20 protein-coding genes are annotated in these 24,924 nt (G+C 46.6%); 12 read left to right on the top strand and 8 right to left on the bottom strand.

Annotated features, from left to right (window positions below; all coding sequences use genetic code 11):
- Positions 1–11: 11 nt before the first annotated feature.
- From ACZ45G_RS28025 to ACZ45G_RS28050, 6 genes are all read left to right on the top strand, one after another.
- Positions 12–1,700, top strand: coding sequence for a TRAP transporter large permease subunit (locus ACZ45G_RS28025; protein WP_464173882.1), 1,689 nt, complete (start codon positions 12–14; stop codon positions 1,698–1,700).
- 15 nt (positions 1,701–1,715) lie between these two features.
- The gene (locus ACZ45G_RS28030; RefSeq protein ID WP_464173883.1) at positions 1,716–2,447 is read left to right on the top strand and encodes an aspartate/glutamate racemase family protein; all 732 of its coding nucleotides are present in this window, start codon (positions 1,716–1,718) and stop codon (positions 2,445–2,447) included.
- A 27-nt stretch (positions 2,448–2,474) separates the two neighbouring features.
- Positions 2,475–3,473 carry a pyridoxal-phosphate dependent enzyme gene (locus ACZ45G_RS28035; RefSeq protein WP_464173884.1) on the top strand — a complete coding sequence of 333 codons (999 nt, stop codon included), beginning with the start codon at positions 2,475–2,477 and terminating at the stop codon, positions 3,471–3,473.
- A gap of 22 nt (positions 3,474–3,495) precedes the next feature.
- Complete coding sequence (locus ACZ45G_RS28040; protein ID WP_464173885.1) at positions 3,496–4,680, top strand: M24 family metallopeptidase; 1,185 nt, start codon at positions 3,496–3,498, stop codon at positions 4,678–4,680.
- A gap of 40 nt (positions 4,681–4,720) precedes the next feature.
- Positions 4,721–5,101, top strand: a complete 381-nt coding sequence (locus ACZ45G_RS28045; RefSeq protein WP_464173886.1) for a RidA family protein — start codon at positions 4,721–4,723, stop codon at positions 5,099–5,101.
- Positions 5,102–5,211: 110 nt separating this feature from the next.
- Positions 5,212–6,084, top strand: coding sequence for a DMT family transporter (locus ACZ45G_RS28050; RefSeq protein ID WP_464173887.1), 873 nt, complete (start codon positions 5,212–5,214; stop codon positions 6,082–6,084).
- 161 nt (positions 6,085–6,245) lie between these two features.
- Here ACZ45G_RS28050 and ACZ45G_RS28055 read toward each other — a convergent pair whose 3' ends face one another.
- The 4 genes from ACZ45G_RS28055 to ACZ45G_RS28070 all read right to left on the bottom strand — a co-directional run bounded on the left by ACZ45G_RS28055 (position 6,246) and on the right by ACZ45G_RS28070 (position 12,292).
- On the bottom strand, positions 6,246–6,986 hold the full coding sequence (locus ACZ45G_RS28055; protein ID WP_464173888.1) for a diguanylate cyclase domain-containing protein: 741 nt from the start codon (positions 6,984–6,986) through the stop codon (positions 6,246–6,248).
- Positions 6,979–8,004: a dual-specificity RNA methyltransferase RlmN gene (rlmN, locus tag ACZ45G_RS28060; RefSeq protein ID WP_464173889.1), complete on the bottom strand. Its 1,026-nt coding sequence runs from the start codon at positions 8,002–8,004 to the stop codon at positions 6,979–6,981. The genes ACZ45G_RS28055 and rlmN overlap by 8 nt, the downstream gene beginning before the upstream one ends.
- A gap of 25 nt (positions 8,005–8,029) precedes the next feature.
- Positions 8,030–9,742, bottom strand: coding sequence for a methyl-accepting chemotaxis protein (locus ACZ45G_RS28065; RefSeq protein ID WP_464173890.1), 1,713 nt, complete (start codon positions 9,740–9,742; stop codon positions 8,030–8,032).
- Positions 9,743–9,832: 90 nt separating this feature from the next.
- Complete coding sequence (locus tag ACZ45G_RS28070) at positions 9,833–12,292, bottom strand: ATP-binding protein (RefSeq protein WP_464173891.1); 2,460 nt, start codon at positions 12,290–12,292, stop codon at positions 9,833–9,835.
- A 215-nt stretch (positions 12,293–12,507) separates the two neighbouring features.
- Here ACZ45G_RS28070 and ACZ45G_RS28075 point away from each other — a divergent pair, with 215 nt between their 5' ends.
- The 4 genes from ACZ45G_RS28075 to ACZ45G_RS28090 are packed head-to-tail and all read left to right on the top strand — an operon-like array spanning position 12,508 to position 16,545.
- Positions 12,508–13,758, top strand: a complete 1,251-nt coding sequence (locus tag ACZ45G_RS28075; RefSeq protein ID WP_464173892.1) for an O-acetylhomoserine aminocarboxypropyltransferase/cysteine synthase family protein — start codon at positions 12,508–12,510, stop codon at positions 13,756–13,758.
- Between the two features lie 2 nt (positions 13,759–13,760).
- Positions 13,761–14,951 carry a homoserine O-acetyltransferase MetX gene (gene metX / locus ACZ45G_RS28080; protein WP_464173893.1) on the top strand — a complete coding sequence of 397 codons (1,191 nt, stop codon included), beginning with the start codon at positions 13,761–13,763 and terminating at the stop codon, positions 14,949–14,951.
- Positions 14,932–15,534 (top strand): methionine biosynthesis protein MetW, encoded by a 603-nt coding sequence (gene metW, locus ACZ45G_RS28085; protein WP_464173894.1) that lies wholly within the window; start codon positions 14,932–14,934, stop codon positions 15,532–15,534. The genes metX and metW overlap by 20 nt, the downstream gene beginning before the upstream one ends.
- A 15-nt stretch (positions 15,535–15,549) precedes the next feature.
- Positions 15,550–16,545, top strand: a complete 996-nt coding sequence (locus tag ACZ45G_RS28090; protein ID WP_464173895.1) for an SAM-dependent methyltransferase — start codon at positions 15,550–15,552, stop codon at positions 16,543–16,545.
- 60 nt (positions 16,546–16,605) lie between these two features.
- Here ACZ45G_RS28090 and tsaA read toward each other — a convergent pair whose 3' ends face one another.
- From tsaA to ACZ45G_RS28110, 4 genes are read right to left on the bottom strand one after another with little or no spacing between them, the layout of a single operon-like run.
- Positions 16,606–17,148 (bottom strand): tRNA (N6-threonylcarbamoyladenosine(37)-N6)-methyltransferase TrmO, encoded by a 543-nt coding sequence (gene tsaA / locus ACZ45G_RS28095; RefSeq protein WP_464173896.1) that lies wholly within the window; start codon positions 17,146–17,148, stop codon positions 16,606–16,608.
- A 24-nt stretch (positions 17,149–17,172) separates the two neighbouring features.
- Positions 17,173–17,997, bottom strand: a complete 825-nt coding sequence (locus tag ACZ45G_RS28100; protein WP_464173897.1) for an ABC transporter ATP-binding protein — start codon at positions 17,995–17,997, stop codon at positions 17,173–17,175.
- Positions 17,994–19,064 (bottom strand): FecCD family ABC transporter permease, encoded by a 1,071-nt coding sequence (locus tag ACZ45G_RS28105; protein WP_464173898.1) that lies wholly within the window; start codon positions 19,062–19,064, stop codon positions 17,994–17,996. The genes ACZ45G_RS28100 and ACZ45G_RS28105 overlap by 4 nt, the downstream gene beginning before the upstream one ends.
- 11 nt (positions 19,065–19,075) lie before the next feature.
- Positions 19,076–20,182 carry an iron ABC transporter substrate-binding protein gene (locus tag ACZ45G_RS28110; protein ID WP_464173899.1) on the bottom strand — a complete coding sequence of 369 codons (1,107 nt, stop codon included), beginning with the start codon at positions 20,180–20,182 and terminating at the stop codon, positions 19,076–19,078.
- 403 nt (positions 20,183–20,585) lie between these two features.
- Here ACZ45G_RS28110 and ACZ45G_RS28115 point away from each other — a divergent pair, with 403 nt between their 5' ends.
- Together ACZ45G_RS28115 and ACZ45G_RS28120 are read left to right on the top strand one after the other, a co-directional pair.
- The gene (locus ACZ45G_RS28115; RefSeq protein ID WP_464173900.1) at positions 20,586–21,530 is read left to right on the top strand and encodes an SPFH domain-containing protein; all 945 of its coding nucleotides are present in this window, start codon (positions 20,586–20,588) and stop codon (positions 21,528–21,530) included.
- Between the two features lie 38 nt (positions 21,531–21,568).
- The gene (locus ACZ45G_RS28120) at positions 21,569–24,883 is read left to right on the top strand and encodes an AAA family ATPase (RefSeq protein ID WP_464173902.1); all 3,315 of its coding nucleotides are present in this window, start codon (positions 21,569–21,571) and stop codon (positions 24,881–24,883) included.
- Positions 24,884–24,924 lie beyond the last annotated feature (41 nt).

Raw genomic sequence — 24,924 nt, forward strand, 5'->3', positions numbered from 1 at the left:
TTTAAGAGACCATGAAACACTACCAGATTAAAAAAATATTATTGTTACTTGCTATCAGCTGCTTTTGGGCCACATCTCTTTTCGCTTCAGATACTGTCAGGGTAGTGATTGAAGAGACGGTCATTGACCAAGACACACTGCTTTTTGTATACGGCTTTGCAGAAGGGGTGGAGCCATGGCAAACGCTCAGCATCACCCTAACCGATGAGAAGGAAGCCATTATTGAGCAGACGCCTATGATCAATAAACTCGGCAACTGGGCGGTTGAAGCACTCGACATCAGCGGCTTTGCAGACGGCAGCATCGCCATTACGGCAGTGGTAAAAAATGACCGGGGACATATAGTGGCGCAAACCGATTCAAATACTATCCTGGATACAAATTTCAGTTTGATAGGTTTTTTGAACCAGCATTTTGCGCTCTCCATCTTCTTGCTGATGATTGTTTTACTGCTGTTGGGATTTCCAATGAAAATCCCATTGATTGCCGGGGCAACGTTAGGGATCTACCTGCTGTACGACGGAGACCTGTCCCAAACCCAGTTCATGATCCAGCAGATGATGGCAGGGATTCGTCCTGCAGCTCTCATTGCCGTGCCCATGTTTATCCTCTCGGCCGATATCATGACCCGGGGCAAATCAGCTGAGAAACTGATCGATCTGGTGATGGCATTTGTCGGACATATCAAAGGAGGGCTTGCCGTGAGTACGGCCGGTGCATGTGCAGTGTTTGGCGCTGTTTCCGGTTCGACTCAGGCGACTGTTGTGGCCATTGGAGCCCCCTTGCGTCCAAGACTCCTAGAAGGGGGCTATAAAGATTCGTTTATTCTGGCCCTCATTGTCAACTCCAGTGATATTGCGTTTTTGATTCCCCCCAGTATCGGGATGATTATCTATGGAATTGTCGCTAAAGCCTCCATTCCTGAACTTTTTATCGCCGGCATCGGCCCGGGGCTGCTGATCCTGCTTTTGTTTTCAATCTACAGTGTGATCTATGCGATTGTAAACGACATCCCCACCCAACCCAAGACATCATGGAAAAAGCGGGGAATGGCAGTGTATCATGCACTGTGGCCTCTGGGGTTCCCGGTCATTATTATTGGCGGTATCTTTGGCGGTATCTTCAGCCCCACAGAAGCCGCCGCGGTAAGTGTGGCATATGCAATCATACTGGAGGGCTTTCTTTTTAGAACAATGAAACTTTCCGATTTTTATGCAACCGCTTTATCAACCGGATTGGTGACAGCCGTTGTCTTTATACTGGTCGGCGCCGGAGCTGCCTTTGCCTGGGTGTTATCCTATGCACAGGTCCCCCAACATATTTTAGGGATGATCGGTATTGCGCAGATGGGCCAACATGGCGTCCTTTTTGTTATCTCCATTGCCTTTTTCGTCGGATGTATGTTTGTTGATCCCATTGTAGTGATATTGATTCTGGTTCCCATTTTTGCACCTGTGGTGAATAATGTGGGATTAGATCCTGTGCTGGTGGGAACCATCATTACGCTTCAGTGCGCCATTGGATCCGCAACACCGCCGTTCGGTTGTGATATTTTCACGGCAATTGCTATATTTAAACGGCCGTATATTGAAGTTGTAAAAGGGACACCGCCATTTATATTAATTCTTTTGAGTGTGGCAGTTGCTTTGGCCTTCTTTCCGGAGATTGCGCTTTTTTTGAGAGATGTGGCCTTTAGATAATAAAAGTGAGAAAGCATGATTTACCAACGAAAAAACAACCAGGTTTCCTACGGGGAAGCCATTGGCGTCCTTTTGCTGGATTCTCCGGTTCCTTTTATCCCGGGGGATGTGGCCAATGCCACCTCCTATGCGTTCCCGGTCCGGTTTAAAAAAGTAGTGGGGTTTTCCGTTAAAAAGGCAATAGGAGGCGACAAAGGCATATACCCGGCCCTGCTTTGCGCTGCAAGGGATTTAAAAGACAATGGTGTTCGGGCCATTACAGGGGATTGCGGGTTTATGGCACTGCACCAGAACCAGCTGAAAAAAGATTTGAATATGCCGGTATTTTTATCCAGCCTTTTACAGATTCCATTTATCCGGCAGCTTATCCCGGAAAACCAGAAAATCGGAATTATCACAGCCAGTCAAAGGAATCTGACCGAACCATTTTTGGAAACGATCGGTATTAAGGGAAAAAACGGACTGGTAGTGGCCGGCCTAGAGAATAGTCCGGAATTTAAATCAGCTGTGCTGGATGAAAAAGGCAGCCTTGATTCAGCGAAAATTGAGGCCGAGGTGCTTGAAAAAGCAGGGACCCTGCTTAAAAAGCATAAAGATATGGGGGCCATTTTGTTGGAGTGCTCCCTGCTGCCCCCCTATGCAAAGGGTGTGGCGGATAAGACCGGGCTGCCTGTATTTGATTATATGACCATGATCGATTTTGTGTTTAGTGCCGTTGTGAAAAAAAAATATCGCGGATATATGTAAAAAATCTATGTTTAAAGGATCGTAAACATGAGCGTATTGATGAACCAAATACCTACATTGCATGATGCCTATTGCGCCCATGACCGCATCAAGCATATTATCAAAAACACGCCTCTTTTGATGGATTCTGATCTGGCAAAGATCACGGGTGCCAAAAGCATTCACTATAAACTTGAATGCCTCCAGGAAACAGGCGCCTTTAAGGTCAGGGGGGCTGCCAATAAAATTTTAAGCCTGAGTTCCCAAGAAAAACTCAAAGGCGTTATCACCTTTTCCACGGGTAACCATGGAAAAGCCGTTGCCTATGTTGCAGCCCACCAGGGTGTCAAAGCGGTTGTCTGCCTTTCCGAACATGTTCCTTCCTATAGAGCCAAGATCATTGAAAATCTTGGCGCCCAAGTTTCCATAAAGGGGAAATCCCAGGACGAAGCAGAAAAAAATTATTACCAGATCATGGCCTCAAAAGGCATGATCCCCGTTGTTCCTTTTGATGATCCCTTGATTATTGCCGGACAGGGCACCATTGCCCTGGAAATATTAGAAAAACTGCCCTCCACCGATGTTTTAATGGTCCAGCTGTCCGGAGGGGGGTTAATGGCAGGAATTGCCATGGTGGCAAAAGCCATCAATCCCGACATACAGATCATAGGGCTTTCCATCAAAGAATCTCCGGCACTGCTGGAAAGTGTAAAAGCAGGTGTTCCCGTTGAAATTGAAGAAAAAGACACCATTGCGGGTTCACTTCTGGGGGGTATTGGTGTTGACAACCAATATACCCTGCAAATGGTGAAAAAATTTGTGGATAAGCATCTGGTTATTTCCGAGGATGAGATAAAAGACGGGATTTGTTATTTGTTTGAAAAACACCGTTTGATCGTGGAGGGTGCCGGGGTTGTCGGCGTCAGCGCTATTCTTGCCAATAAAATCGATGTAAAAGGAAAAAACGTCGTAACCGTACTCACGGGAAGCAGCATCAACTCTGATGAATATATTTCTATTATTCAAAACAAATTAGAAAAATCCTAGGACTGATAGAAAGGGTCGATAAATGAAAAAAGAACTGATCTTCTCCAAAGAAGAATATCAACTAAGAATCCGAAAAACCAAAGAGATGATGGACAAGGCAGGCATGGAGATGCTCCTTGTCATGGATCCTGGGAACATGAACTATCTGACAGGATATGACGGATGGTCATTTTATGTACACCAGGGTGTCATACTCTCCCTTGATCAGGAAAAACCGTTCTGGTTCGGCAGGGAACAGGATAGAAATGGTGCAAGAATAACCTCATGGCTGACCGATGATCAGCTCCACGGATACCCGGATGAATATGTACAATCCAGGTATACCCATACAATGATCTGGTTGGCTGATCTGCTGGGCAAAATGGGACTTGATAAAAAAACCTTGGGAATGGAAATGGATGGATACTGGTTTAACGCCAGAATGTATCTCACTCTTTTAGAAAAATTGCCCCAGGCAACCCCCATGGACGGAACAAATCTTGTCAATTGGGTAAAATCCATAAAATCTCCGGCAGAAATAGCATATATGAGACAAGCGGCACAGATCTGTGAAAACGTAATGGATACGGCTGTAAAGCAGATCAATGTAGGTGTCTGGGAAAAAGATGTCGCCGCCATGGTAGCGGCGGGTCAGATTGCAGGCACAGATGAATTTGGCGGTTCTTCCACAGCACTTTTTCCCATTATGCCATCGGGACAGAGAACATCCACGGCCCATCTTACATTCCATCCAGACAGAAAATATCAAAAAAATGACGTCGTACTTCTTGAACTGGCCGGGGCACGGCACAGATACCACGCTCCCCTGGCCCGTACGGTTTATCTGGGTGATCCACCGGATGATCTCAAAAAGACAGCCGACAGTGTAATAACCGGGCTTAGGGAAACACTCTCGTTCATCAAGCCCGGGGTGACGGCCGAAGAAGTTGAAGAAAAATGGAGACTGGCAATCTCACATACCGGTCTTGTGAAACCGTCCCGGGTGGGATATTCCTATGGCCTTAATTATGTCCCGGATTGGGGAGAGCATACCGTCAGCCTGAGACCCGGCGATAAAACCATTTTAAAGCCTGGAATGACATTGCATTTCATGCCCGGAATATGGCTTGAAAAATATGGATTTGAATGTAGTGAACCCATCCTTATCACCGAAAACGGGTGTGAAAAATTCATTGAATTCCCCCAAGAGCTTATTTGCAAGAAATAGACAGTGTTAATTTATAATTTTATAAAAAAGGAAAAATAAAATGAAAAAAGAGATAATTTATACATCCAATGCTCCCGAGCCCGGACCTTATTCCCAGGCAGTTAAATTTGGTAATTTAGTATTTGTTTCAGGCCAGACATCAGAAGACCCCGAAACATCCAAAAGCGTACATGACAGTGTTGCACAGCAGACAGAAAGAATACTCAAAAACATCAGCGCTATTCTTGAAGCTGCCGGTTCTTCCATGGACATGGTGTTAAGGGTTGATGTATTTCTTTCTTCCATTGAAGATAAGGACGAGATGAATGAAGTGTATGTTAAATTTTTCCCAGAAAATAGACCTGCAAGAAATGCAGTTGCTGTTGCTGGAATAGATGATAATCTCGATGTTGAGATTGAGGTGATAGCAGGAATTCAGTAGGGGTTAAAAAGATAGCCAACTTGTGACCTCGACAGAAGCAGAATTAGATGCAAAATATTGAAAAGGGAGGGGACAAGGTCTGAAACATTGAGTGAAATAGGAAGATATATATGCTGCGCCTTACTGTAAAAGATTTTGGGCTGGCATTGTCTGTGCCTTTCATTTGGGGCATGGGGTTCACTTTTGCAAAAGCCGGGTTAAATGAATTCCCGCCCCTTTTTTTAATGAGCTTGCGGTTTTCCTTGTCGGCATTAATCCTCTGCTGGTTTTACCCGCCCCCCATGGGACAATTGAGGATTATTTTCTTATTGGCACTGGTCAGTGCAACAATCCAGTATGGTCTTACATTTACCGGTCTTAAAGGATTGGATGCATCGACGGCTGTCCTTTTAGTTCAATTAGAAGTTCCGTTTGGCGCATTGCTTGCCTCCATTATTTTAAAAGACAATCTGGGATGGATGCGTGCTTTAGGAATGGTTGTGGTATTTTTTGGAGTTGGATTGATTGCCGGTGCACCAAGTATACGCAATCAATTGTTTTCAACCTTTTTGGTCGTCTGTGGTGCATTCACCTGGTCTCTCGGCCAAGTCATGATTAAAATGATGGTTTCGATCACAGGATTTCAACTCATCGCATGGCTTTCATGTTTTGCGGGTCCACAGATGTTTATTGCGTCTCTATTAATTGAACGCGGCCAACTCGAATCTATCAAGAATGCTACAATAATAGGCTGGGGGACTGTTATTTATCTTGGCGTTATAATGACCATGCTCGGGTACGGTATATGGTATCATATTTTAAAAAAATATGATGTCAATCAGGTGATGCCTTTCTTGCTCCTGTTACCGGTATCTTCAATAACTGGTGCTGTTCTATTTTTAGGGGAACGCCCAAATTTAACGACCCTTATAGGCGGTACCATTGTTATTATTGGGGTGGCGATAATTATTTTCGTTGGGCAATGGATAGCATCTAAAAAATAAAGATTTTTTTTATTTTTTGAAAATCACTTTCGGATGAGACCCTTGCAGAACCATTCTTTCTGCAAGGAACTATACAACAAATTGTATGAACATATTTTCCTTTCAGGAACGGCCATATTGATAATATAATGTCCAACGATTTGATACCGTTCAATTGATGGCTATTCCTCGTTGATATGTGCCACATATCGCCCTCGCCCCGCTTTTTTGGCCTCATACATGGCAAGATCCGCATTTTTTAACAGGGTGCGGGGGCCTTTTGTTGTCTGGTCCAGAAAACAGATCCCGATGGAGGAATCAATAAAAACCATGGCAGAGGTTAACTTAAACGGTTTTTTAATACTGAGCAGTATTTTTTGAGCAATGACGTATGCCTCTTTTTTGTTCTGTAGATCCGGTAAAAGGACAACAAACTCATCACCGCCAAGACGAGCCGCAATACCAGAATCTTTGACAACCTCCTTTATGCGCAATGCAACCTGGCCTAAAAGGGCATCTCCTGCATCATGGCCATGGGTGTCGTTAACAGGCTTGAAATTATCCAGATCCAGCAGAATCAATGCCAACTTGTCCCCCTTTTTTTGAGAAATCTCAAAAAAGGCCGCAAGTTTTTCATAGAAAAGCCCACGATTGGGCAAGTGGGTCAATGGATCATGTTTTGCAACATGAAGCTGACGGCTTGTTTTTTGAAGGTCATCGTTCATAAACTCCAGATGGAGCTCCCGTCCCTCTTTCTGGATCATCAGCATGGCAATATTCTCAGCAAACGCCCTGAGTTCTTGATCAATATCCCGGCGGACCGTGTATGCAAACAATTTTTGACCGGTTTCCATCTGGGCCCCATAGGAATTTGCAGTGATGATATTACGCACAATCTGGTTGAGTTCTTTTATATCAGACATTACGCCCCAACTGACCGCAGCCGGCAGCAACGGATCGGCCCCGGCTCCAGCGCTTAATGACCATTATTCCCCTTGCCGACAAAAGATCGGCAAATTCATGCATCTGACCGTCACTGGGACTCGCATAGTCAAGTCCCTTGATAGGGTTATAGGCAATGAGGTTAAGCCGAACCGGCAAAGGGTGAATAAAATCAGCCAGGAGCTCTGCATGAACAGGGGAATCGTTAAGCCCTTTGATTAAAATATATTCAAACAAAAAAATCCCCCTTTTAGCCAGGGGAAAATCCGTCAGACTCTTTTTTAACCGCGCCAGGGGAAAGGTTTTGTTCAGGGGCATGAGCTGCGAACGAATCGCGTCATTGGGTGCATTGATGGAAATGGCCAGACGAAGACCCGGCATGGTAAGTTTGCCCAATCGTTCAATGCCCGGAACCAGCCCCACTGTGGACACGGTCATATGGCGCAGGGCAATGTCAAAGCCCTGCTGCTCATTCATGATCTGGATCGCGCCCATAAGATTATCAAAATTATCCAGGGGCTCACCCATGCCCATGAACACAATATTTTTAATGTCTTTTTTCAGGGTGTGCCGGGCATTGTAAACCTGGCCGGTAATCTCGGAAATACTTAAATCTCGTTTAAACCCCATGCGGCCGGTTTCACAAAATTTACACCCCATTTTGCATCCCACCTGGCTGGAGACACAAAGGGTATTATGCCGGGTCATGGGGATGATAACCGATTCGATTTCAAGGCCATCCCCCAATCTTGTGATAAACTTGGTCAGCTCTCCTTCCTCAAAGGTTTTCACCACCTCCCCCGGATTAACAGATATCTTTCCTTCCAGAGCCCGGGCAAACCGGGGGGAATCTAAAAATTCCGGGCTGAAAAGAAAAGCTGTATTTCCCTGTTTAAAGATATCCCGAAAAAGGGCATGGGCATGGAATCGGCCCTTCCCATACTCCTTGTCAAAGGTCTGGATCAGCCGCTCCAATGTGAATTCTAAAATATCTATCATTATTTACCTTGTGTTGTTCTCCAATTTAAGACAGCTTAAACCGGCTTAACATCTGCTGAAGACTGGCAGCAAAATCGTTAAGTTTTTGTACATTGTCACTGACCTCCTGGCTGGAGCCTGTCACCTTTTTTGAGGTCTTATTTACACTGGTAATATCCTGGACAATTTTGCCAGAAGCTTCGGAAGATTCTGCAATATTTTTATTGGTTTCATGGATACCCTCGACTGCCTGGGCTATATTTTGGGCAATTTCCCTTGAAGTGATGGATTGCTCTTCAACAGAGCCTGCAATAGAAGAGACAATGGTCTCAACCTCATTGATCACACAAGAAATCTGTTTGATTTCATCAACGGTCCCCTGGGAAGAGTGCTGGATCCTGCTGATCTTTTCCGCAATGCTGCTGGCTGCCGCTGCTGTCTGCTGGGCCAGGTCCTTGATTTCATTGGCCACCACGGCAAATCCTTTGCCGGCTTCTCCTGCCCGGGCGGCTTCAATGGTAGCATTCAGGGCCAAAAGGTTGGTCTGTCCAGATATGGTTGAAATCACTTCGGTTACCTGACCGATTTCCCGGGCATCTTCCCCCAGTTCGTTCACGGTCACAGAAGCATGTTCAGCACTGCTCACGGCTGTCTGAGCAATGGTTCTTGCCTCGCTGGTATTTTTTGCAATTTCATTTACCGTGGCTGTCATCTCCTCCATGGCAGCGGATACCGTATCCAGATTGGAGGAAGATTGTTCCGCACTGGCTGCCACCGCCGTAATCCCATCCCGCATGATCTGGGCGCCCTTTGCCACAGACTCGGATCGTTGGGACATATCCTCTGCACCGGCCTTGAGTTCTTCGGAAATATTGGACAGGTCCGAAGAGGTTTCATTGAGAGTGGTGACACCGGATAATATATCCTTAAACACCCGGGCAATCCCTTTTACCATCTGATTCATGGCAATAACCATGGAACCGACTTCATCTTTCTGATCCGTTTCAAGGGAATGGGTAAAGTCACCCTCGGCAATGGTCTGGGTAAAGTCGGCGGCTTTTTTCACCGGACCTGTCACCTTTCCGGAGATGATAATACCTAGGAATACGGCAGCACCAATACCAATCAATGTCGCGGCCAACAACAGGGTATTGGCCCGGGCCTTTTCTGTCTGGACATCCTTTTGCGCCTGGGAAATCAATCCTTCTGAAATTCCAATAACCTGATCCAGCCGTTGGGTAAGCGCCAACCCAATTTCAATAATTTTTTCGTCAATGGTGTCCAGGAGTTCATAGTCATAGGATTCTGCAGACAATTGCCGGGTCATCTGTTCATAGGCGATTTTAAAACTGGGCCTGAACTCTTGTTCGTGAAAAAGCCCTGTCTCCTGAACAATCTTGCGTAAGGTTTCATCTTTTGCCGGAAAAATGGTCTTGGATTTCAATGTCGCCCCATCAAGAATACCCTTTTTATACAGGTCAAACCGGGTAATATTGGCCTCATGTTCTTTCCAGATGGTGTCCAGTTCTTCCGTATCAAGGGCAGCCATTAATTTCATCACGGCAATGATATCCTGGCCCACAAAAAGCTTCATATTTACAGCAGATTCTATCAAAGGAGCGGATTCAATGACAATTTTAAATTTATTCTCAAGGTTTTTCATACCGTTGTAACTGACCAGGCTGACAATGGCAGTGATGGATGCAATAATCAAAAAGCCAATCATCAGTTTCATGCGAAGCGATTTCAATACTCTCATAGGGTTCCCCTTGTCTTTTCTTTATTCCAATCCAGATTTAACCCGCGGTCCAACAGATACGAGGAAGCAAAAAAAAAGTCAACAAACAAATCAGGTCTGGTGGTCCAGAATCTCCCGGATGGTGGCGGAAAACTCCTTAAGTTTTACCGGCTTCATCAAAAAATCTTTAATCCCCATGGCCCTGGCTTTATCCCGGGTCATGCCTTCATGGTAACCGGTCAAGAGAATCACCGGGATATCGGGTTGGACAGCCATAAGCTCACGGGCCAGGGTTTCCCCGGACATTTGAGACATATTCATATCTGTGATGACCATGTCATAGGTTGAAGGGGATGCAACAAAAGTTTCAAGGGCTTCCCTGCCGGACAGCCGAGTTGTCACCCGATATCCCAAAACCTCCAGGATCAGACGTTCAATGCGGATCACCTCTTTTTGATCGTCTACTAAAAGAATGTGTTCGCTGCCCTTTTGAATCCGGGTATGACCCACCATGTCAACGGGTTTCTGGTCTGCCTCAATTAAGGGCAGAAAAATCTCGAACCGGCTGCCCTTACCCGGCTTGCTCTCCACATGAATCCCCCCCCTATGGCTTTGAACAATGCCTTTAATCACGGCAAGCCCAAGCCCTGTTCCTTTGCCCTGGGCTTTGGTGGTAAAATAGGGATCAAATATCTTATCCATGTCCTGACTTGTAATACCCACCCCTGTATCAACAACCGAGTAGCACAGATAATGCCCCGGCCCCAGTTCCATCTCCTCAAGAAGCGGCCCCCCTGTCAGCTCGATTTCTTCAAGACCAATGGAAAGCGTCCCCCCCTTTTCTTCCATGGCATGGAATGCATTGGTCATCAGGTTCAGGGCCACCTGGTGAATCTGGGTGGCATCTCCTAGAATAAGGCGACAATTCTCATCAATATTGCGGATGATTTTTACGGAAACCGGCAGGGAAGAGGCCAGAAGATTACAGGCCTCGTTTATAATGGCATGTACTTCCAATGGTTTGAGTTCATGAACATCCTGGAAGCTGAATGCCAGGATCTGCCGGACCAGATCCCTGGCCCGGTCTCCGGCCATGGTAATCGAATCCACATGGGTCTGAAGTTCATCCTCTGGTTTCAATGATACCCGGAGCAGTTCCGCATATCCGAAAATACCCGATAGGATGTTGTTAAAATCATGGGCAATCCCCCCGGCAAGGGTACCGATGGCCTCCATTTTACGAGCCGCCTGCAATTGCTTCCAGATAGCACGATGAATTTTTTCTGTTTTTTCCAATTCTTTTTTATAGTCCACCACCGCATTTTTCATATCATAGAAGGTATCTGCCGTCCGCTGGATTTGATTAAAAACCGTTTTTATCCTTGGAAGGGAGGAATAATCATGATTTTTAATATGCCGGGCCTCTTGGTCCAATTCTGAAATGGGCCGGATAAGCAGACCGGCCAGCATCAGACCGCCAATGGTGGCCAGCAGCGAAACCACAAGGGTTACCAGCAGTGTCAAATTTCGATTGGCATTGATCTCCCCGAAATAATCGGCTTCTGGAATATAGACACCGATCATCCAGGAGATGGTGGATGCCGCCACCCCGGTAAACATGGTATAATATTTTTTTTGGTCCGACTCAAACACGGCAAAGGCCGGGGCATGGGAGGTTTCTTCCGTTTCCGTTTTTATGGCAGCCGTCTTTATGGCGTTGTAGGCCAGGTTACAAAGGGGATTGTCCAGTTCATGAAGCTTGGACAGCCGGATCTTCCCCTCCTTGTTCTCCCCCTGGTATTTAACCTGCTCCACATCGGGAAAGGCAATCACATCCTTGTCCTGGTTGATGATAAAGGCCAGGCCAGTTTTCCCCACCCGCAGCTTCCCAACAAATCGGGACAGCACATCCAGTTCTATATCAACCCCCACCACACCGATTAAAGAACCATCTGCCCCAAAGATCGGCCCGGCAGTGGTAATTCCGGGTTTCTGGGATGAAAAAAATACATAGGGATCTGTCCAGATAATATTTTTTTCTTTGATTGCTTTCTGGTACCAGGGACGCTTCCTGGGGTCAAAGGTATCTGTGGGATCCTCTCGTTCATCCACCTGGTTCATCTGTCTGTCCCGCCATATAAACCGGATATGCCGGCCTGCTTCATTAACCTCTATGAATTTGGACCGATAGCCTTGCCCTGGTCTTGATGAATCCCGGTTGACATAGTAAAAATCTCCCCCGGGAGTCGCAAAATAGATGCCGGCAAACTGGGAATAAAGCTCAAGCTGATCTATAAAATACAATTCCAGTTTTTCAATCTGATCCTTGTCCGCATTCACAACCTGGGATGAAATGAGCCGTTTGGTCAAATGGGCAGCCCCCCTGGCAACTGAAAAAAAATTTTGGGTTTCCTCCAGAGTCAGGTCCAGAATATTTTGCATAATATCCTTGGTATGTCCCAGCATGACGCGCCTGTTTGAAAAAAAAGAAAAGGGGGTAATGATCAGCTGGGTTCCCCAGACAAGAACAATACACCCAATAATCACGGCCCAGCGTATGGAAATTTTCACAACACCTCCTTATCCACAACTTGTTTCAGGCAATTTAGTATTTCAGAATGGAAATTGTCAAGCCGGTATGGGAAAAGGAAATATTTTGTTTGGGAAACCCATAAATTTCTGGTATTAAAATTGGCATATTATATATAAATTCATATTGAAAAAAAACACCGCAATATGATATTCAACCCCTATTTTTTTGTAATTATTTGAGGATAACTCCTAAGATGAAACCAACTGAATACCGATTTGAAACAAAAGCCATCCACGACGGAATAAAAAATAAGGACTGGGAAGGGTCTACCCTGCCGCCCATTTTCCAATCTGCTGCCCATTTCCACGAGAGTGCGGAAAGTTTGAGCCAGACCTTTGCCGGCCAGAGCCAGGAGCATATTTACATGCGCCTGAGCAACCCCACCAACCGGTTTCTGGAAGAAAAACTGGCCTCCCTTGAATCCGGGAAAGCTGCCGTGGTGACCTCCTCAGGGATGGCAGCCATCAACAACGCCTGCATGACGCTGCTGCGTGCCGGGGATGAATTTGTTGCAAGTTCCTCCCTGTTCATGTCCACCTATGGTCTGTTCACCAATATCTACAGCCGTTACAATATCCAGGTCAAACTGGCAGATCCCCTTGATCCGGGAAAAATCGAAGCGGCCATCAATGACAAAACCCGGTTTGTCTATATTGAAACCATTACCAACCCGGGAATGGAAATTGCCGATATTCAACGCATTGCCGATATCGCCCACCAGAACGGAGTGCCCCTTCTGGTGGACAACACCCTGGCATCTCCCTGGCTCTGCCGACCCATTGAACTAGGGGCCGATATTATCCTTCACTCCACCACCAAATATTTTTCCGGCCACGGGGCTGCCCTTGGCGGCGTGGTGGTGGATGCGGGCAATTTTGACTGGGAAACAGAGCGCTTCAAGGATTTTGCCCCCTTTATTGCCCAGCGAGGAAATTTGGCATTCCTCCACCGCATGTGGAAGGAATACCATGTCAACTTTGGCACCACCCCGGCCCCCTTTCATTCCTTTCTCACGGCCATCGGTCTCACCACCATTGGGGTCCGCATGGAACGCCACATGGAAAATGCGGTTAAAACCGCCAATTTCCTGCAAAAACACCCCAAAGTAAGCTGGGTAAATTTCCCCGGATTTGAGGATCACCCCTGCCATGCCATGGCAAAGCAACAATTTAACAACAAGGGATTTGGCACCATGCTCACCTTTGGTTTAAAGGACCAGGAGGCCTGTTTTAAACTGATTGACAGCCTTTCCATGATCTTAAATATTGCCAATTTGGGAGATTGCAAGACCCTGATCATCCACCCCTATTCCTCCCAATATATTTCCTTTCCCGAAGAAATAAAAAACAAACTGGCAGATCCCTGCCTACTGAGATTCTCCGTAGGAATTGAACACATTGATGATATCTGCGCCGACCTAGAACAGGCCCTTGAAAAGATCTGAACATGGGTGAATATCTGAGACATACACCAAGCGGCACCACAGTGGGACTTGTCGAAAAACAAACCTTCACCTTTGCTCGATTCCCAGACAAGTTAGCCCTTGAAAGCGGTGCCACTTTGGGTCCTGTCACCATTGCCTATGAAACCTGCGGAACCCTTAACCGAGAGAAAACCAATGCTGTTTTGGTTCTCCATGCCCTGTCCGGGGACGCCCACATGGCAGGCCTCTACAAATCGAAAAAAGGCAACCCCGAAGATGCCAAACCCGGTTGGTGGGACACCATGGTGGGACCGGGTAAGGGAATTGACACGGACCGCTACTTTGTCATTTGCTCCAACATCCTGGGATCCTGCATGGGGTCCACGGGACCTGCTTCCATTGATCCTGGAACAGGCAAGGAATATGCCGCTAGTTTTCCCATGATCACCATCACGGATATGGTCAAGGCCCAGAAGGCACTGGTGGATCATTTGGGGATTAAAAAGATATTGTCTGTCATCGGCGGATCCGTCGGGGGGATGCAGGTGCTCGAATGGTGTGTCCAATACCCTGACATGGTGGTTTCCGCTGTTCCCCTGGCAACCACCTGCCGTCATTCCGCCCTGGCCATTGCCTTTAATGAAGTCGCCCGGCAATCCATCATGGCAGATCCCAATTGGAACAATGGCGCCTACTATGGCAAAAAAAAACCGGACATGGGACTTGCCATTGCCAGGATGATCGGCCACATCACCTACCTGTCCGATGAATCCATGCGGCTCAAATTCGGGAGAAAACTCCAGAATAAAAGTTCCTTGAGCTTTGAATTCGGTGCGGAATTCCAGGTGGAATCCTATCTCCAATACCAGGGCAATAAATTCATCGAACGGTTTGATGCCAATTCCTTTTTGTATATCACCAAGGCCGCCGATTATTTTGACCTGGCAAGGGAATATGGAAACGGTTCCCTTGTTAAGGCCTTTTCCAGGTGCAAGGCAAAATTTCTAGTAGTTTCCTATTCCTCGGACTGGCTCTATCCCACCTACCAGTCAAAGGAGATGGTCAAGGCCATGAAAAAAAATAACCTGGATGTCAGCTTTTGCGAGATTGACGCCCAGTGGGGGCATGATGCCTTTTTATTGCCGGACCCCCGGCTGGACAATCTTGTCAAAGGTTTTTTAAGGAGTGCCGCCCATGAATCCGTTACGATATGATCTGAAAATCATTGCCTCCTGGATTGCCCCGGGATCAAAAATTCTCGGATTAGGATGTGGGGAAGGAGACCTGCTCTACTGGCTTAAACGAGAAAAGCAGGTCATTGAGCGGGGGATTGAAATCAAAGAGTCCAAGGTGGTAAAATGCATTGAACGGGGACTCTCGGTTCTCCAGGGAGATATCAATGAAGAAATCCAAGATTACCCGGACAATGCCTTTGATTATGCCATCTGCTCCCAGACCCTGCAGCAGGTATATGAGCCCGTAGCCCTGATCCGCTCCATGCTCAGGGTGGCAAAAATGGGGGTGGTCAGTTTCCCCAATTTCGGTCATGTAAAAATCCGGTTAAAACTGATGACCTCGGGCTGTGCCCCTGTGACAAAAGAACTGCCCTATTCCTGGCATAACACCCCCAATATCCGGGTATTGAGCCTGGAGGATTTTAAGCATTTTGCCGACCAGGCCGAATTTAAAATTTTGAAAAAAGCCGCCATTAACACCAATGACGGCCAGGGCAAAAAGGTCACGGTTCTTCCCAACCTTTTTGCCGGCCATGGTATTTTTTTAATCGGAAAGGAATAAAAAAGGAGAGACTCAATGGATTGGAACCCGGGAACCCTGCTTGAAATGTCGGGATACTATTGGAAGACCTGTACCCTCCATGCCGGTGTAAAATTAGATATTTTTACCCTTCTGGGAACCGATGCTCTTTCCGGAGAAACAATGGCAAAAAAAATGGGTATAGAACAGCGGGGTCTGACCCTGCTTTTAAACGGTCTTACCGCCCTTGGCCTGCTTGTCAAGAACAAGGAAACCTATGCCAACACCCCGGAATCGGCCGCTTTTTTGTCAAAGGAATCCCATCAATATATCGGGTATATGATCCTTCACCACCACCATCTGGCCCCTTCCTGGGTGGATATGGACAAAGCGCTTATAGAAGGGGGCCCCGTCCGTCAGGAGACATCTGTTTCCGATGATCAATGGCGGGAAAGTTTCCTCATGGGCATGTTCAATATGGCCATGGCCATTGCCCCTGGTCTGGCAAAAAAATTAGACCTTACCGGTTGTAAGCACCTCCTGGACCTTGGCGGCGGCCCCGGCACCTTTGCCATCCATTTTTGCCTTGAAAACCCCGATCTTGTGGCTGCTGTCTGCGATCTTCCCACCACCCGACCCTTTGCCTTAAAAACCATTGAACGCTTCAAGGTGGCGGATCGCATCTCTTTTATCCCCGATGATTATACAAACGACACCTTTTGTCTTGACCAAAAATTTGATGCAGCCTGGCTTTCCCACATCCTCCATGGAGAGGGGCCTGCCATGGCAGAAAAAATAATTGCCAGGGCCGTGGCCGCTCTCAACCCCGGAGGAAAGATATTCATCCATGACTTTATCCTGAACAACACCATGGACGGCCCCCTGTTCCCGGCCCTGTTTTCCCTGAACATGTTTTTAAGAACCAAACAGGGACAGTCTTATAGTGAACAACAGCTTGTTGACATGCTCACACGACAGGGAATAAAAAATATTGTTCGCCTTGATTTTACCGGTCCCACCCAATCGGGAATTTTGACCGGGTACCTGGGATAGAATCAAAGAACAAACGGCTGATACCAATTCGTTTAAATCTGGTCGTTTAAATCTGGTCGTTTAAATGCCAAGCTCCTCGTTGATTTTCCTCATCCATTCAGGGAACACAAGATTTTCCTTTTTCATATAATGGGCACTATAGGGTTTAATATCAATGACCGGGCTCTGGTCAAGTGCCTCAAACCCTTTGACAATCAATTTATTTTCTTCCCGTCCAACCAATTGAACCGCCGATACCAGCACCGGGTTAGGCCTGGCAGGGCTGCAGGTCGCATAAATTCCCTGCAAAGGGATTTCTTTTCTCCCCATGGGGTGGACCTGTTCAAGATTTCGTTTTTCAGGATCTATTAGGTGGGGCCAGTACAATACCAGAATATGGGAAAACGCCTCTATCCCTTTGAGTAAGGGTTCCCATTGTTTAAATATCACAATTTCGCTCAGGGTGTTCGCTATCTCTCGTTGCTGCTGTTTGAGTTCTTCCATTGAAGGCTTAAGCTCAAGGTTCTCTCGTGTGACCTTGAGACTAGGAACTTTAAGGGAACTTTGGACAAGGCCCACAGGGACAAGGGTCATTTCAGGCAAATTGGTTTGTTGAGTATTCATCATTTCTCCTTTTTGATAAAAAAATCAGGCAGCCCGTTCATCTGTTACAGGAAGGGCCATCTCTTCCACTAAACCGCCCACTAAAACTTCCGGGTCTTCCCGGGGGATAACAATGGGAAGACCTTTGTGGCGCATTATATCTACTTTTACATCGTATACATCTTCCACCATTTGGGGGGTGATATCACATATATTTCCCGTGGAATAAATAGCGCCATTCTTTAAAAAAATATATTTATCCGCATATCGCATGGCAGTGTTCAGATCATGCATGGTCATGACCGCTGCCATATTATGGTCTTTAATAATATGGCGAATCAGCCCCAGGATATGGGTCTGATTTTTCAAATCTAGGCTGGCTGTGGGTTCATCAAGCAATAAAAGATCGGTCTGCTGTACCAGAGCTCTTGCAATGCAGACCTTTTGAAGTTCACCCCCACTCATCTGATTAAGGTATTTAAGGCTTAATTTAGAAAGGTTCAGGTGACGGATAACCGCATCCACCTTTATCAGGTCTTCCTTGCTGACCCGGTACCGGATATGGGGTCCTCGCCCCATGAGAATGGCATCAAAAACCGTCATTCTTGCAGCTTCGCTCGTCTGGGCCACATAGGCGATATGTCTGGCAACCTCTTTGATATTCATGGTTCTGACATTTTTTTTACCAACAAAGATATCACCGTGTTGGGGTATCAAAATTTTATTCAGGCATTTGAGCAACGTGGTTTTCCCCACTCCGTTTGGGCCGAGGATAACGGTGAGTTCTCCTTGTTGAATGTCAAAACAAATGTCTTTCAGGGTGTCATGGTTTTTATAGCGAAAGGCAAGACCGTTTACAGTGAAACTCATTTTTTATTTCCTCGTATAATCAGGTAAATAAACACAGGCGCCCCCAGAAAAGAGGTAAAAATGGATACCGGCAAAACATGGGGCAACAGAACCAATCTGGCGGCAATATCCGATACCAGCAGGATCACCCCCCCGGCCAGGATGGAAGCCGGCATAAGAAAACGGTGATCGTCTCCAATGATTCTTCTGACGATATGGGGGGCCACAAGCCCTATGAATCCGATAATCCCGCAAAAGGAAATAATGACCGCAGTGACAAGGGAGGAGATCATCATGCCGGACAGTCTTACCATTTCCACCCTCACCCCCAGACCTTTAGCCGTCTCATCCCCAATATCCATGGCATTATAATTCCATGAATTGGTCAGAAAATAAACCAGGGCAACACCAGTGATCACAGACAAAAAGGCAAGATCCGCCCAGTCTGTTCTGGCAACATCCCCAAAGGTCCAAAAAACCATGGCAGCCAGCTGGACATCATCGGCAAAAAACTGGAGCATCATTGTGCCAGCGGTGAACAATGCGCCCAGGGCCACGCCTGTGAGAACCATGACTTCAGGTGATGATCCCCTTATCTTTGCAATATAGGTGATCAAACAGGCGGTTCCCATGGAAAAAACAAAGGCAGATAAAAGCGTCAGCAGCGGATTGGATATACTGACGGCATCCCCCAGGGTGCTGGCCATGACACCGGACCCAAGAATCATAACAGAAAAGGCTGCCCCAAATGCAGCGGCATGGGCAATGCCAAGGGTAAAGGGGGATGCCAGAGGATTCCTCAGCACGGACTGCATCACGGTTCCGGCACCGGCAAGGCCAGCACCTGCCACAACTGCCGTCAGGGTCTGGGGTAAACGGATATTCCAGATGATAAGATCAAATTGTTGTATCACATCTGCCTTCACGAGGGTTTTGAACACATCTGTAAATTTGATGTGCACGGCCCCCAATGAAACACTTGCCACAATGGCAAAGAGCAGCAGTATCAGAATCGACACGATAAACAATAATTTTCCCAAGGTATAGCGGGTGTATTCCTCAGGAAGCTGACCATCGTCAAAATGCATATGTTAAGCTCCTAATTTAAATCTATCCGTTCAAACACCATCTGTTTAAAGGATGTGTTCATCTGCTCAAACATGGGTTTTGACAGAAGAAAGGTATAGATCTGATCCGCCTTTTTTTCCGGGACAATATCTAAAAATTGTTCTGGATACAAAATTTTGCCGATATACCAGGCATCGGCCAGGATGGAACCAAAGTTTTGTGCATACCAATTATAGGGCAGAATGCCAAAAACTTCTCGGTTTTCAACGGCTGTCAGCCCACCATAGACAGGATCATGTTTGAGTTCGTACAGCCCTCCCTGGTCCTCACCCATTTGAAGGGTGGACAGATCTAAAAAAAGCACATCAGGGTTCATTGCCAGAATTTTTTCCTTGGAAAAATTACTCTGGCGAAGGGTTGTTGCCGTGTCGGGAGTGTCGGCTATATTTTTTGCATGGACAAATTGAAACGGTGGATAATGGGGTTCTGTGGACGAAAAACCATGGGGTCCTTTAAAGGCAATCCCCCCCACAAAACAACTCTTTTTTTGGGCATGGACAATATCTTGTGTCCGAGTTTCCAATTGCCTGATCTGGCTGTCAAAAAACCGAATCACTTCCTTAGCCCGGGCTTGCCTGTCCAGGGCCTGGCCCATAATGGTAAGCGCCGCGTAAAAGGATTTTCTGTTATGGACGAGGTCTCCATATTCAAGTGTAATCACGGGAATATTTGTCTTTTTTGAAAGCTTTATGGGATCATATCCCGATCCGGCATAGGTTTTAAAAATCACCTGGGGCAGGATGGGAAGGCTGATAATTTTTTCAGGAATGTCCCGCCCCCGAAACTCGCCGAAAACCGGAAGATGCTTAAATTGAGGATTGGCAAAAGAATAGGGACGTGCATCAAATTTATTATTGCGTCGTTCAATATTATCAACCCCCACCACAAGATTTTGGGCCCCCAGGTAGGACACAAGCCTGAGACAACCGGAACCTGAGCAGATGATATGATCCACTTTTTCCGGAATAACAACAACTCTGCCTGCTGCATCTGTAATCTGTTTTGTTGTCCCGGCGCCAGCGGTTGCCGCAAAAACCAAGCAAATCAAACCGAGGCACAGCTTGAATACAGTGTTCATTTCCCCTCCAAAAATAAAAAAACCACAAAAGAACCATTTCCTTAAAAAAAGGAAAATAATGGGCCTTCGTGGCTTTGTAAGTATATATTTTAGTCGTTTTAGTCGTTTTTTTCTGCCTTCAGGCAGAAGTGTTAATATTTTCTATTAAATTATCTGCTTTCTGTCAAGGCTGTAATAGATTTAAAAAAATCTTGGCATGGCAAAATTAACAAAATAAATAAATAATTTTTGACGAGCTCATCTTCTTCATGTATAGTAATAGCTAATATTGAAATCCACCTACAATTCGTCCCATTTTGTCTGAAGGTTCCTGCTGAATTCATATAATTTTTACAAGTTTTTCCTAGGGTATACAAATCGTTTCACCTAAAACCTATCATTTATTCAAGTGAAAGGAGCAGCTATGAAGGATCAGGCTTCAGACGTTTTTCTCCAGCGGGCTCGTGTCATCACCATGGCCAGAAGGGCCGCATTTATTTTAGTTATCATTGCCTTGTTTTACTCATTGGCAGCCATTGTCTATTCCACCCATGTCATTTACAAGGTAAAACTTAATTATGCGGTCATCCTTGAGCAATTCGGAGGGACAAGACAGGCCGTCACCGACGTGGGCTGGCATTATCGCCTCCCCTTTTTTACACGACTTGAAAAAGAAGTCCCCTTGATGAACCAGAACATGTATCTGGGAGGCTCTTCTGCCCCCATAAAAATCATTTCCAAGGAAAACGTTGCCTTGTGGACCTCGGCACTGATGACCTTTAAGATTAACGATCTGACGGTATGGGGAATTGAAAATCTTTCCCCTGAAATTCTGCTCCAGGGAGATTTTGACGGTATTTCCAAGGACATTCTTCAGGGGGAGGAGGTCAACAACCTCATCAGTAAAAGGGAAACCATCAAAGAAGCGATATTTGAGGCTTTAAAAAACAGGCCCATCAACAAAAACGGCCGAACCATGGAAGAAAAATACGGAATTGAGGTGGTCAGTTTTGTCCTCAATGAAACCCGGTTCGGGGACAAACTGGTGGAGGCCACGGAAGAGAAAAAACGCCGCCAGCTCATTGCAGAAGCAGATAATTATGCAGCCGACCAGGAGGCCGACCGGATTAAGAAACTCTACAAAGCATATCTTGAAGGAATCCAATCCCTGCACATCGCCCTTGGCGGCGACCAAAACCAGCAGGTAAACCCGGCCCTGTTTGAATTTCTCTCCCAACAAAAATGGGCAACCGCCTATGAGAAAAACCAGTCGGACCAAACAACATTTGTGCTCCATGGCAGTGGGCAAACCCCTTCTTTGACATTGCCTTCCTTTGTTAAAAAACAAATGGCGAAAAAAGCGGAATAGGAAAGACAACGCCTTAAGTTGTTGCCTGGGAGGAACCAATGGCCAAACGAATCACAAAAGAAAAAATATATATCACGCTTCCTGAAGAAACCATCAAAAAAATAGAATCCATGGCCACAGCATGGACCTATGATACAAAGGCCTTTGTCAGAAGCCGCCTTAACCAGTACAAGGCGCCAAATCCTTTTGTTTCCAGCGTTAAAGAGCTATTGTATATGATTTTTTTCCTGCGCAGGAAAAGAAAACAGATGAATGTGCTCAACAACCCGGAAATTTTGACAGATTGGAAAAAGCGATTTCTCTATTCAGGAGAAACCAACCCGGGAGCTTCCTGGAACCGGGTCATTGAAAAAGAACTGACAAAACCAGAGTACCACTATCTCATTGCCGTGCTGGACCGGGAACTCACTGATCTGCACGTGCCCATGGAATTGGTAGAAATATTTGATAAAATCTACCGGGCCCATATCCGGAAAGAACATCTTGAGGACCCGGATGTGCCAAAGGCCCCCATCATGCTCGTGGAAGGGACCTCCGGCAGCGGCAAATCGGCCACGGTCAGGGAAGCACTTGAAAAGGTGGTGTTCAGAAGTGAGGTGATTCCTGCGGTGGACTGGAAAATCAAAAAAGAGGAACTTCTGGCCAACCACAGCCTCTTTGCCGCCCTTGAGGATGTGGACCCTGACTTTGCAATGAAAATTGCCAGAAAGAAAAAACTGGCCTTTTACCGGCGGCTGGCCACTATTCCAGTTCTGCGACGAATCTTCAGAAAACGGATCATGAGCAGTCTGACAGATTTTGAAGAGCAGGGCATTGAGGTGGACGCCTCCATCGTCACCCCCAATGATTACCAGACCGCCCTGTCCGGAGAACCGGGCAATTATTTCAAACGGGCCATGGGCCACCCCAAGGTCACCTCCATCCGCCACATAGAAGAAGCCCATTCCGCATTTGGAAAATCAGAAAGCAGCCCCGGCGGCGGCGGAGCAGAAAAACAGCAACGAACCCTCATCGACACCAGCAATATTGTCCTGGACGAGATCATTGACGGCCGGCGGGATTGTTTTCTCATTGCCACCACCGACCAGGCCCATCGGTTTGACTCGGCCATTTACCGGCGATTTGTGGAAAAAGGCTGCATCATAGATATGTCCAAGTTCTGGATGAACCGGGAGAATCTGAAAAAAATCATTCTTTTGGAAATTAACCGTCACCAGATCCCCACCCACTACCACCCTGATTCTGAGCCGCTGGACGAGGCCGCCGACAAAATCTATGCCATTTTCAAGGAACGCAGCCTCAAGATCAGCCCGGCCTATGTCAGGAAACTCATTGAATCCATCATTAACATCCGGGGGGATTTTATCGTTGAATTCTTAGACAACAGCATCCTTGTGAGATCGGCTTTCCAGCTGGTGGCCAAAAATGTCTATGGAGAACTCTACAACAAGGTGGTGGATCGCATGGACAGGAAGGTCAACTGGGAAGAATATGTGGGGGACATCAAGGATAAATTCTCGGAAATGGCCAACAATTGTTTCAATTACGGGGTCAGCGAGGAAAAAGGTGTGGTTCTGACCGGCCCACCGGGCAGCGGAAAAACATTCCTGGTCAGGACCTGGCTCTCCTCTAACCTGAAAGTCCATGACATTGCCACAAGCCCTTCTGCCCTGCAGGATTCCGCAAGCCCTGTCCACGGGGCGGTTGCCAACCTTGAAAAAGTCTATGACATCGCAAAGATGGTGGCCCCCACTGTAATTTTCTTTGACGAGGGAGATGCCCTGGCCCCTAAACGAAGCGGAACCGGCGGCCAGCCCTCCGACGCCCTGACCAATAAATTTTTAAATATCATTGATGGCGAAATTCCCCTCAACAAGGTATTCACCGTGCTGACCACCAATCGCCTGGATATCCTGGATCCTGCCCTCATCCGATCCAAGCGGCTTAAAACCCTGGAAATTTCGGGTCATATGCGGCAAAAGGATATTTTTGATATCATTAAAAAACAATTTGATAATATCCCCCACAAACGACAATTTAAGGTGGAGAAAATCATTGAAACCGCCCAGGGAATCTGTAATACCCCTGCCGATTTCACTTCATTTACTGAAAAAGCCATCGCCCTTTGCAGCACGGAATATAAAGTCTTATTAAAACTTCGGGATCTAAAAGAATCAACCGACCAGGAAAAAAACGAATTCATCAAATTAAACTTTAAAACCATCCTGGGGATTCTGGATGCCGTCAAAGCCCCCCCCCTGTTAAAAGCCAACATCAAAAATGATCTGAAAAACTTTGTAAAACACTATGATCAGATCATGGAATCCGTGGTACATATCACATCGGAAGAACAATACCCAATCGTTGAAACCCATTTAGAATCCGCCCGAAGGGAAATTTCCAGGAGCCCGGTGCGCAAGGGATCCATCCAGCTCAACGAATTTCTTGAAACAGAGCTGAGCAAAGAGCCCCAGGTGGGGTTTATAATCGGGGTGGGCGCCAATGACGTCACCGGCATGCTGTTGCCCATTGCCACAAGTCTCACAGGTCGTGTGGACGGATCTTCCATCATTGTCACAGGGGCTGTTTCCACCTCGGCCCCCAATGCGGCCCAGCTGGACATGGCCGTAAAGATGACCAAACAATCGGCCCAGGAAGCCTTGACCATGGTCAAAAATTATATCCAGGAATTGTCCCCGGACATCAGTATCCCCTGGCTGTTCGGGGACTTGCTGCAGCACTACACCATCCACCATCAGCTCCTATCCGCCTCCTATAATGTGGGGGGGCCCTCGGCCGGATTTGCCCTGGCCCTGAACACCATGTCAGCCCTCTTGAGAATCCCCTTGTGCATTGATTTTGGCATCACCGGCGCCCCCTGGACCAAGGGGGTGAGAAAAGACGAGGTGGGCGGGTCCGTCATCATCGGGGGCCATCGGAAAAAAACAGAAAAAGTGTTGCTCTACCTGAGGCGCATGTATATGCCCCTTCAAAACTATAAGGACCTGGAACCGGAGTTTTTAATCGGGTATTGGCAGCGGGAAAAGGATATTATTGCCGTGACCCATTTTGCAGACCTTATGCCCGAGGTGCTGTTCCTGGATGATGCCCACAACACCTTACGCGAAGAACTTATTGAAAAACGAATCGCCTATAAAATCGAAAAATACTATGCCACCCAGACAACCCCCTCCCTGAAAGAAGAAATCATCCAGACAAAAAAACGTATGAGAAAACGGGCCGAACAAGAAATCCTCCGCCGGGTCAATGCCATCCACCTGTATCTTTTAGACCCTGACCGGGAAAAATATATTTCCCATGAACAGATTTTCCAAACCTATATGAAAGATTAGGGAGACACCAAAGAACTTAGCGGGTCTTTGAACCTCATTTT

It is taken from the genome of Desulfoconvexum algidum, assembly GCF_055382125.1.

Excerpts from the sequence above, each read along its gene's own strand:
- ACZ45G_RS28065 (WP_464173890.1), bottom strand. The coding sequence starts at position 9,742 with ATGAGAGTATTGAAATCGCTTCGCATGAAACTGATGATTGGCTTTTTG.
- ACZ45G_RS28055 (WP_464173888.1), bottom strand. The coding sequence starts at position 6,986 with ATGTCTGATATAAAAGAACTCAACCAGATTGTGCGTAATATCATCACT.
- tsaA (WP_464173896.1), bottom strand. The coding sequence starts at position 17,148 with ATGAATACTCAACAAACCAATTTGCCTGAAATGACCCTTGTCCCTGTG.
- ACZ45G_RS28045 (WP_464173886.1), top strand. The coding sequence starts at position 4,721 with ATGAAAAAAGAGATAATTTATACATCCAATGCTCCCGAGCCCGGACCT.
- ACZ45G_RS28110 (WP_464173899.1), bottom strand. The coding sequence starts at position 20,182 with ATGAACACTGTATTCAAGCTGTGCCTCGGTTTGATTTGCTTGGTTTTT.
- ACZ45G_RS28100 (WP_464173897.1), bottom strand. The coding sequence starts at position 17,997 with ATGAGTTTCACTGTAAACGGTCTTGCCTTTCGCTATAAAAACCATGAC.
- ACZ45G_RS28040 (WP_464173885.1), top strand. The coding sequence starts at position 3,496 with ATGAAAAAAGAACTGATCTTCTCCAAAGAAGAATATCAACTAAGAATC.
- ACZ45G_RS28025 (WP_464173882.1), top strand. The coding sequence starts at position 12 with ATGAAACACTACCAGATTAAAAAAATATTATTGTTACTTGCTATCAGC.
- ACZ45G_RS28120 (WP_464173902.1), top strand. The coding sequence starts at position 21,569 with ATGGCCAAACGAATCACAAAAGAAAAAATATATATCACGCTTCCTGAA.
- ACZ45G_RS28090 (WP_464173895.1), top strand. The coding sequence starts at position 15,550 with ATGGATTGGAACCCGGGAACCCTGCTTGAAATGTCGGGATACTATTGG.
- ACZ45G_RS28035 (WP_464173884.1), top strand. The coding sequence starts at position 2,475 with ATGAGCGTATTGATGAACCAAATACCTACATTGCATGATGCCTATTGC.
- rlmN (WP_464173889.1), bottom strand. The coding sequence starts at position 8,004 with ATGATAGATATTTTAGAATTCACATTGGAGCGGCTGATCCAGACCTTT.
- ACZ45G_RS28075 (WP_464173892.1), top strand. The coding sequence starts at position 12,508 with ATGAAACCAACTGAATACCGATTTGAAACAAAAGCCATCCACGACGGA.
- ACZ45G_RS28115 (WP_464173900.1), top strand. The coding sequence starts at position 20,586 with ATGAAGGATCAGGCTTCAGACGTTTTTCTCCAGCGGGCTCGTGTCATC.
- metX (WP_464173893.1), top strand. The coding sequence starts at position 13,761 with ATGGGTGAATATCTGAGACATACACCAAGCGGCACCACAGTGGGACTT.
- ACZ45G_RS28105 (WP_464173898.1), bottom strand. The coding sequence starts at position 19,064 with ATGCATTTTGACGATGGTCAGCTTCCTGAGGAATACACCCGCTATACC.
- ACZ45G_RS28030 (WP_464173883.1), top strand. The coding sequence starts at position 1,716 with ATGATTTACCAACGAAAAAACAACCAGGTTTCCTACGGGGAAGCCATT.
- ACZ45G_RS28050 (WP_464173887.1), top strand. The coding sequence starts at position 5,212 with ATGCTGCGCCTTACTGTAAAAGATTTTGGGCTGGCATTGTCTGTGCCT.
- metW (WP_464173894.1), top strand. The coding sequence starts at position 14,932 with ATGAATCCGTTACGATATGATCTGAAAATCATTGCCTCCTGGATTGCC.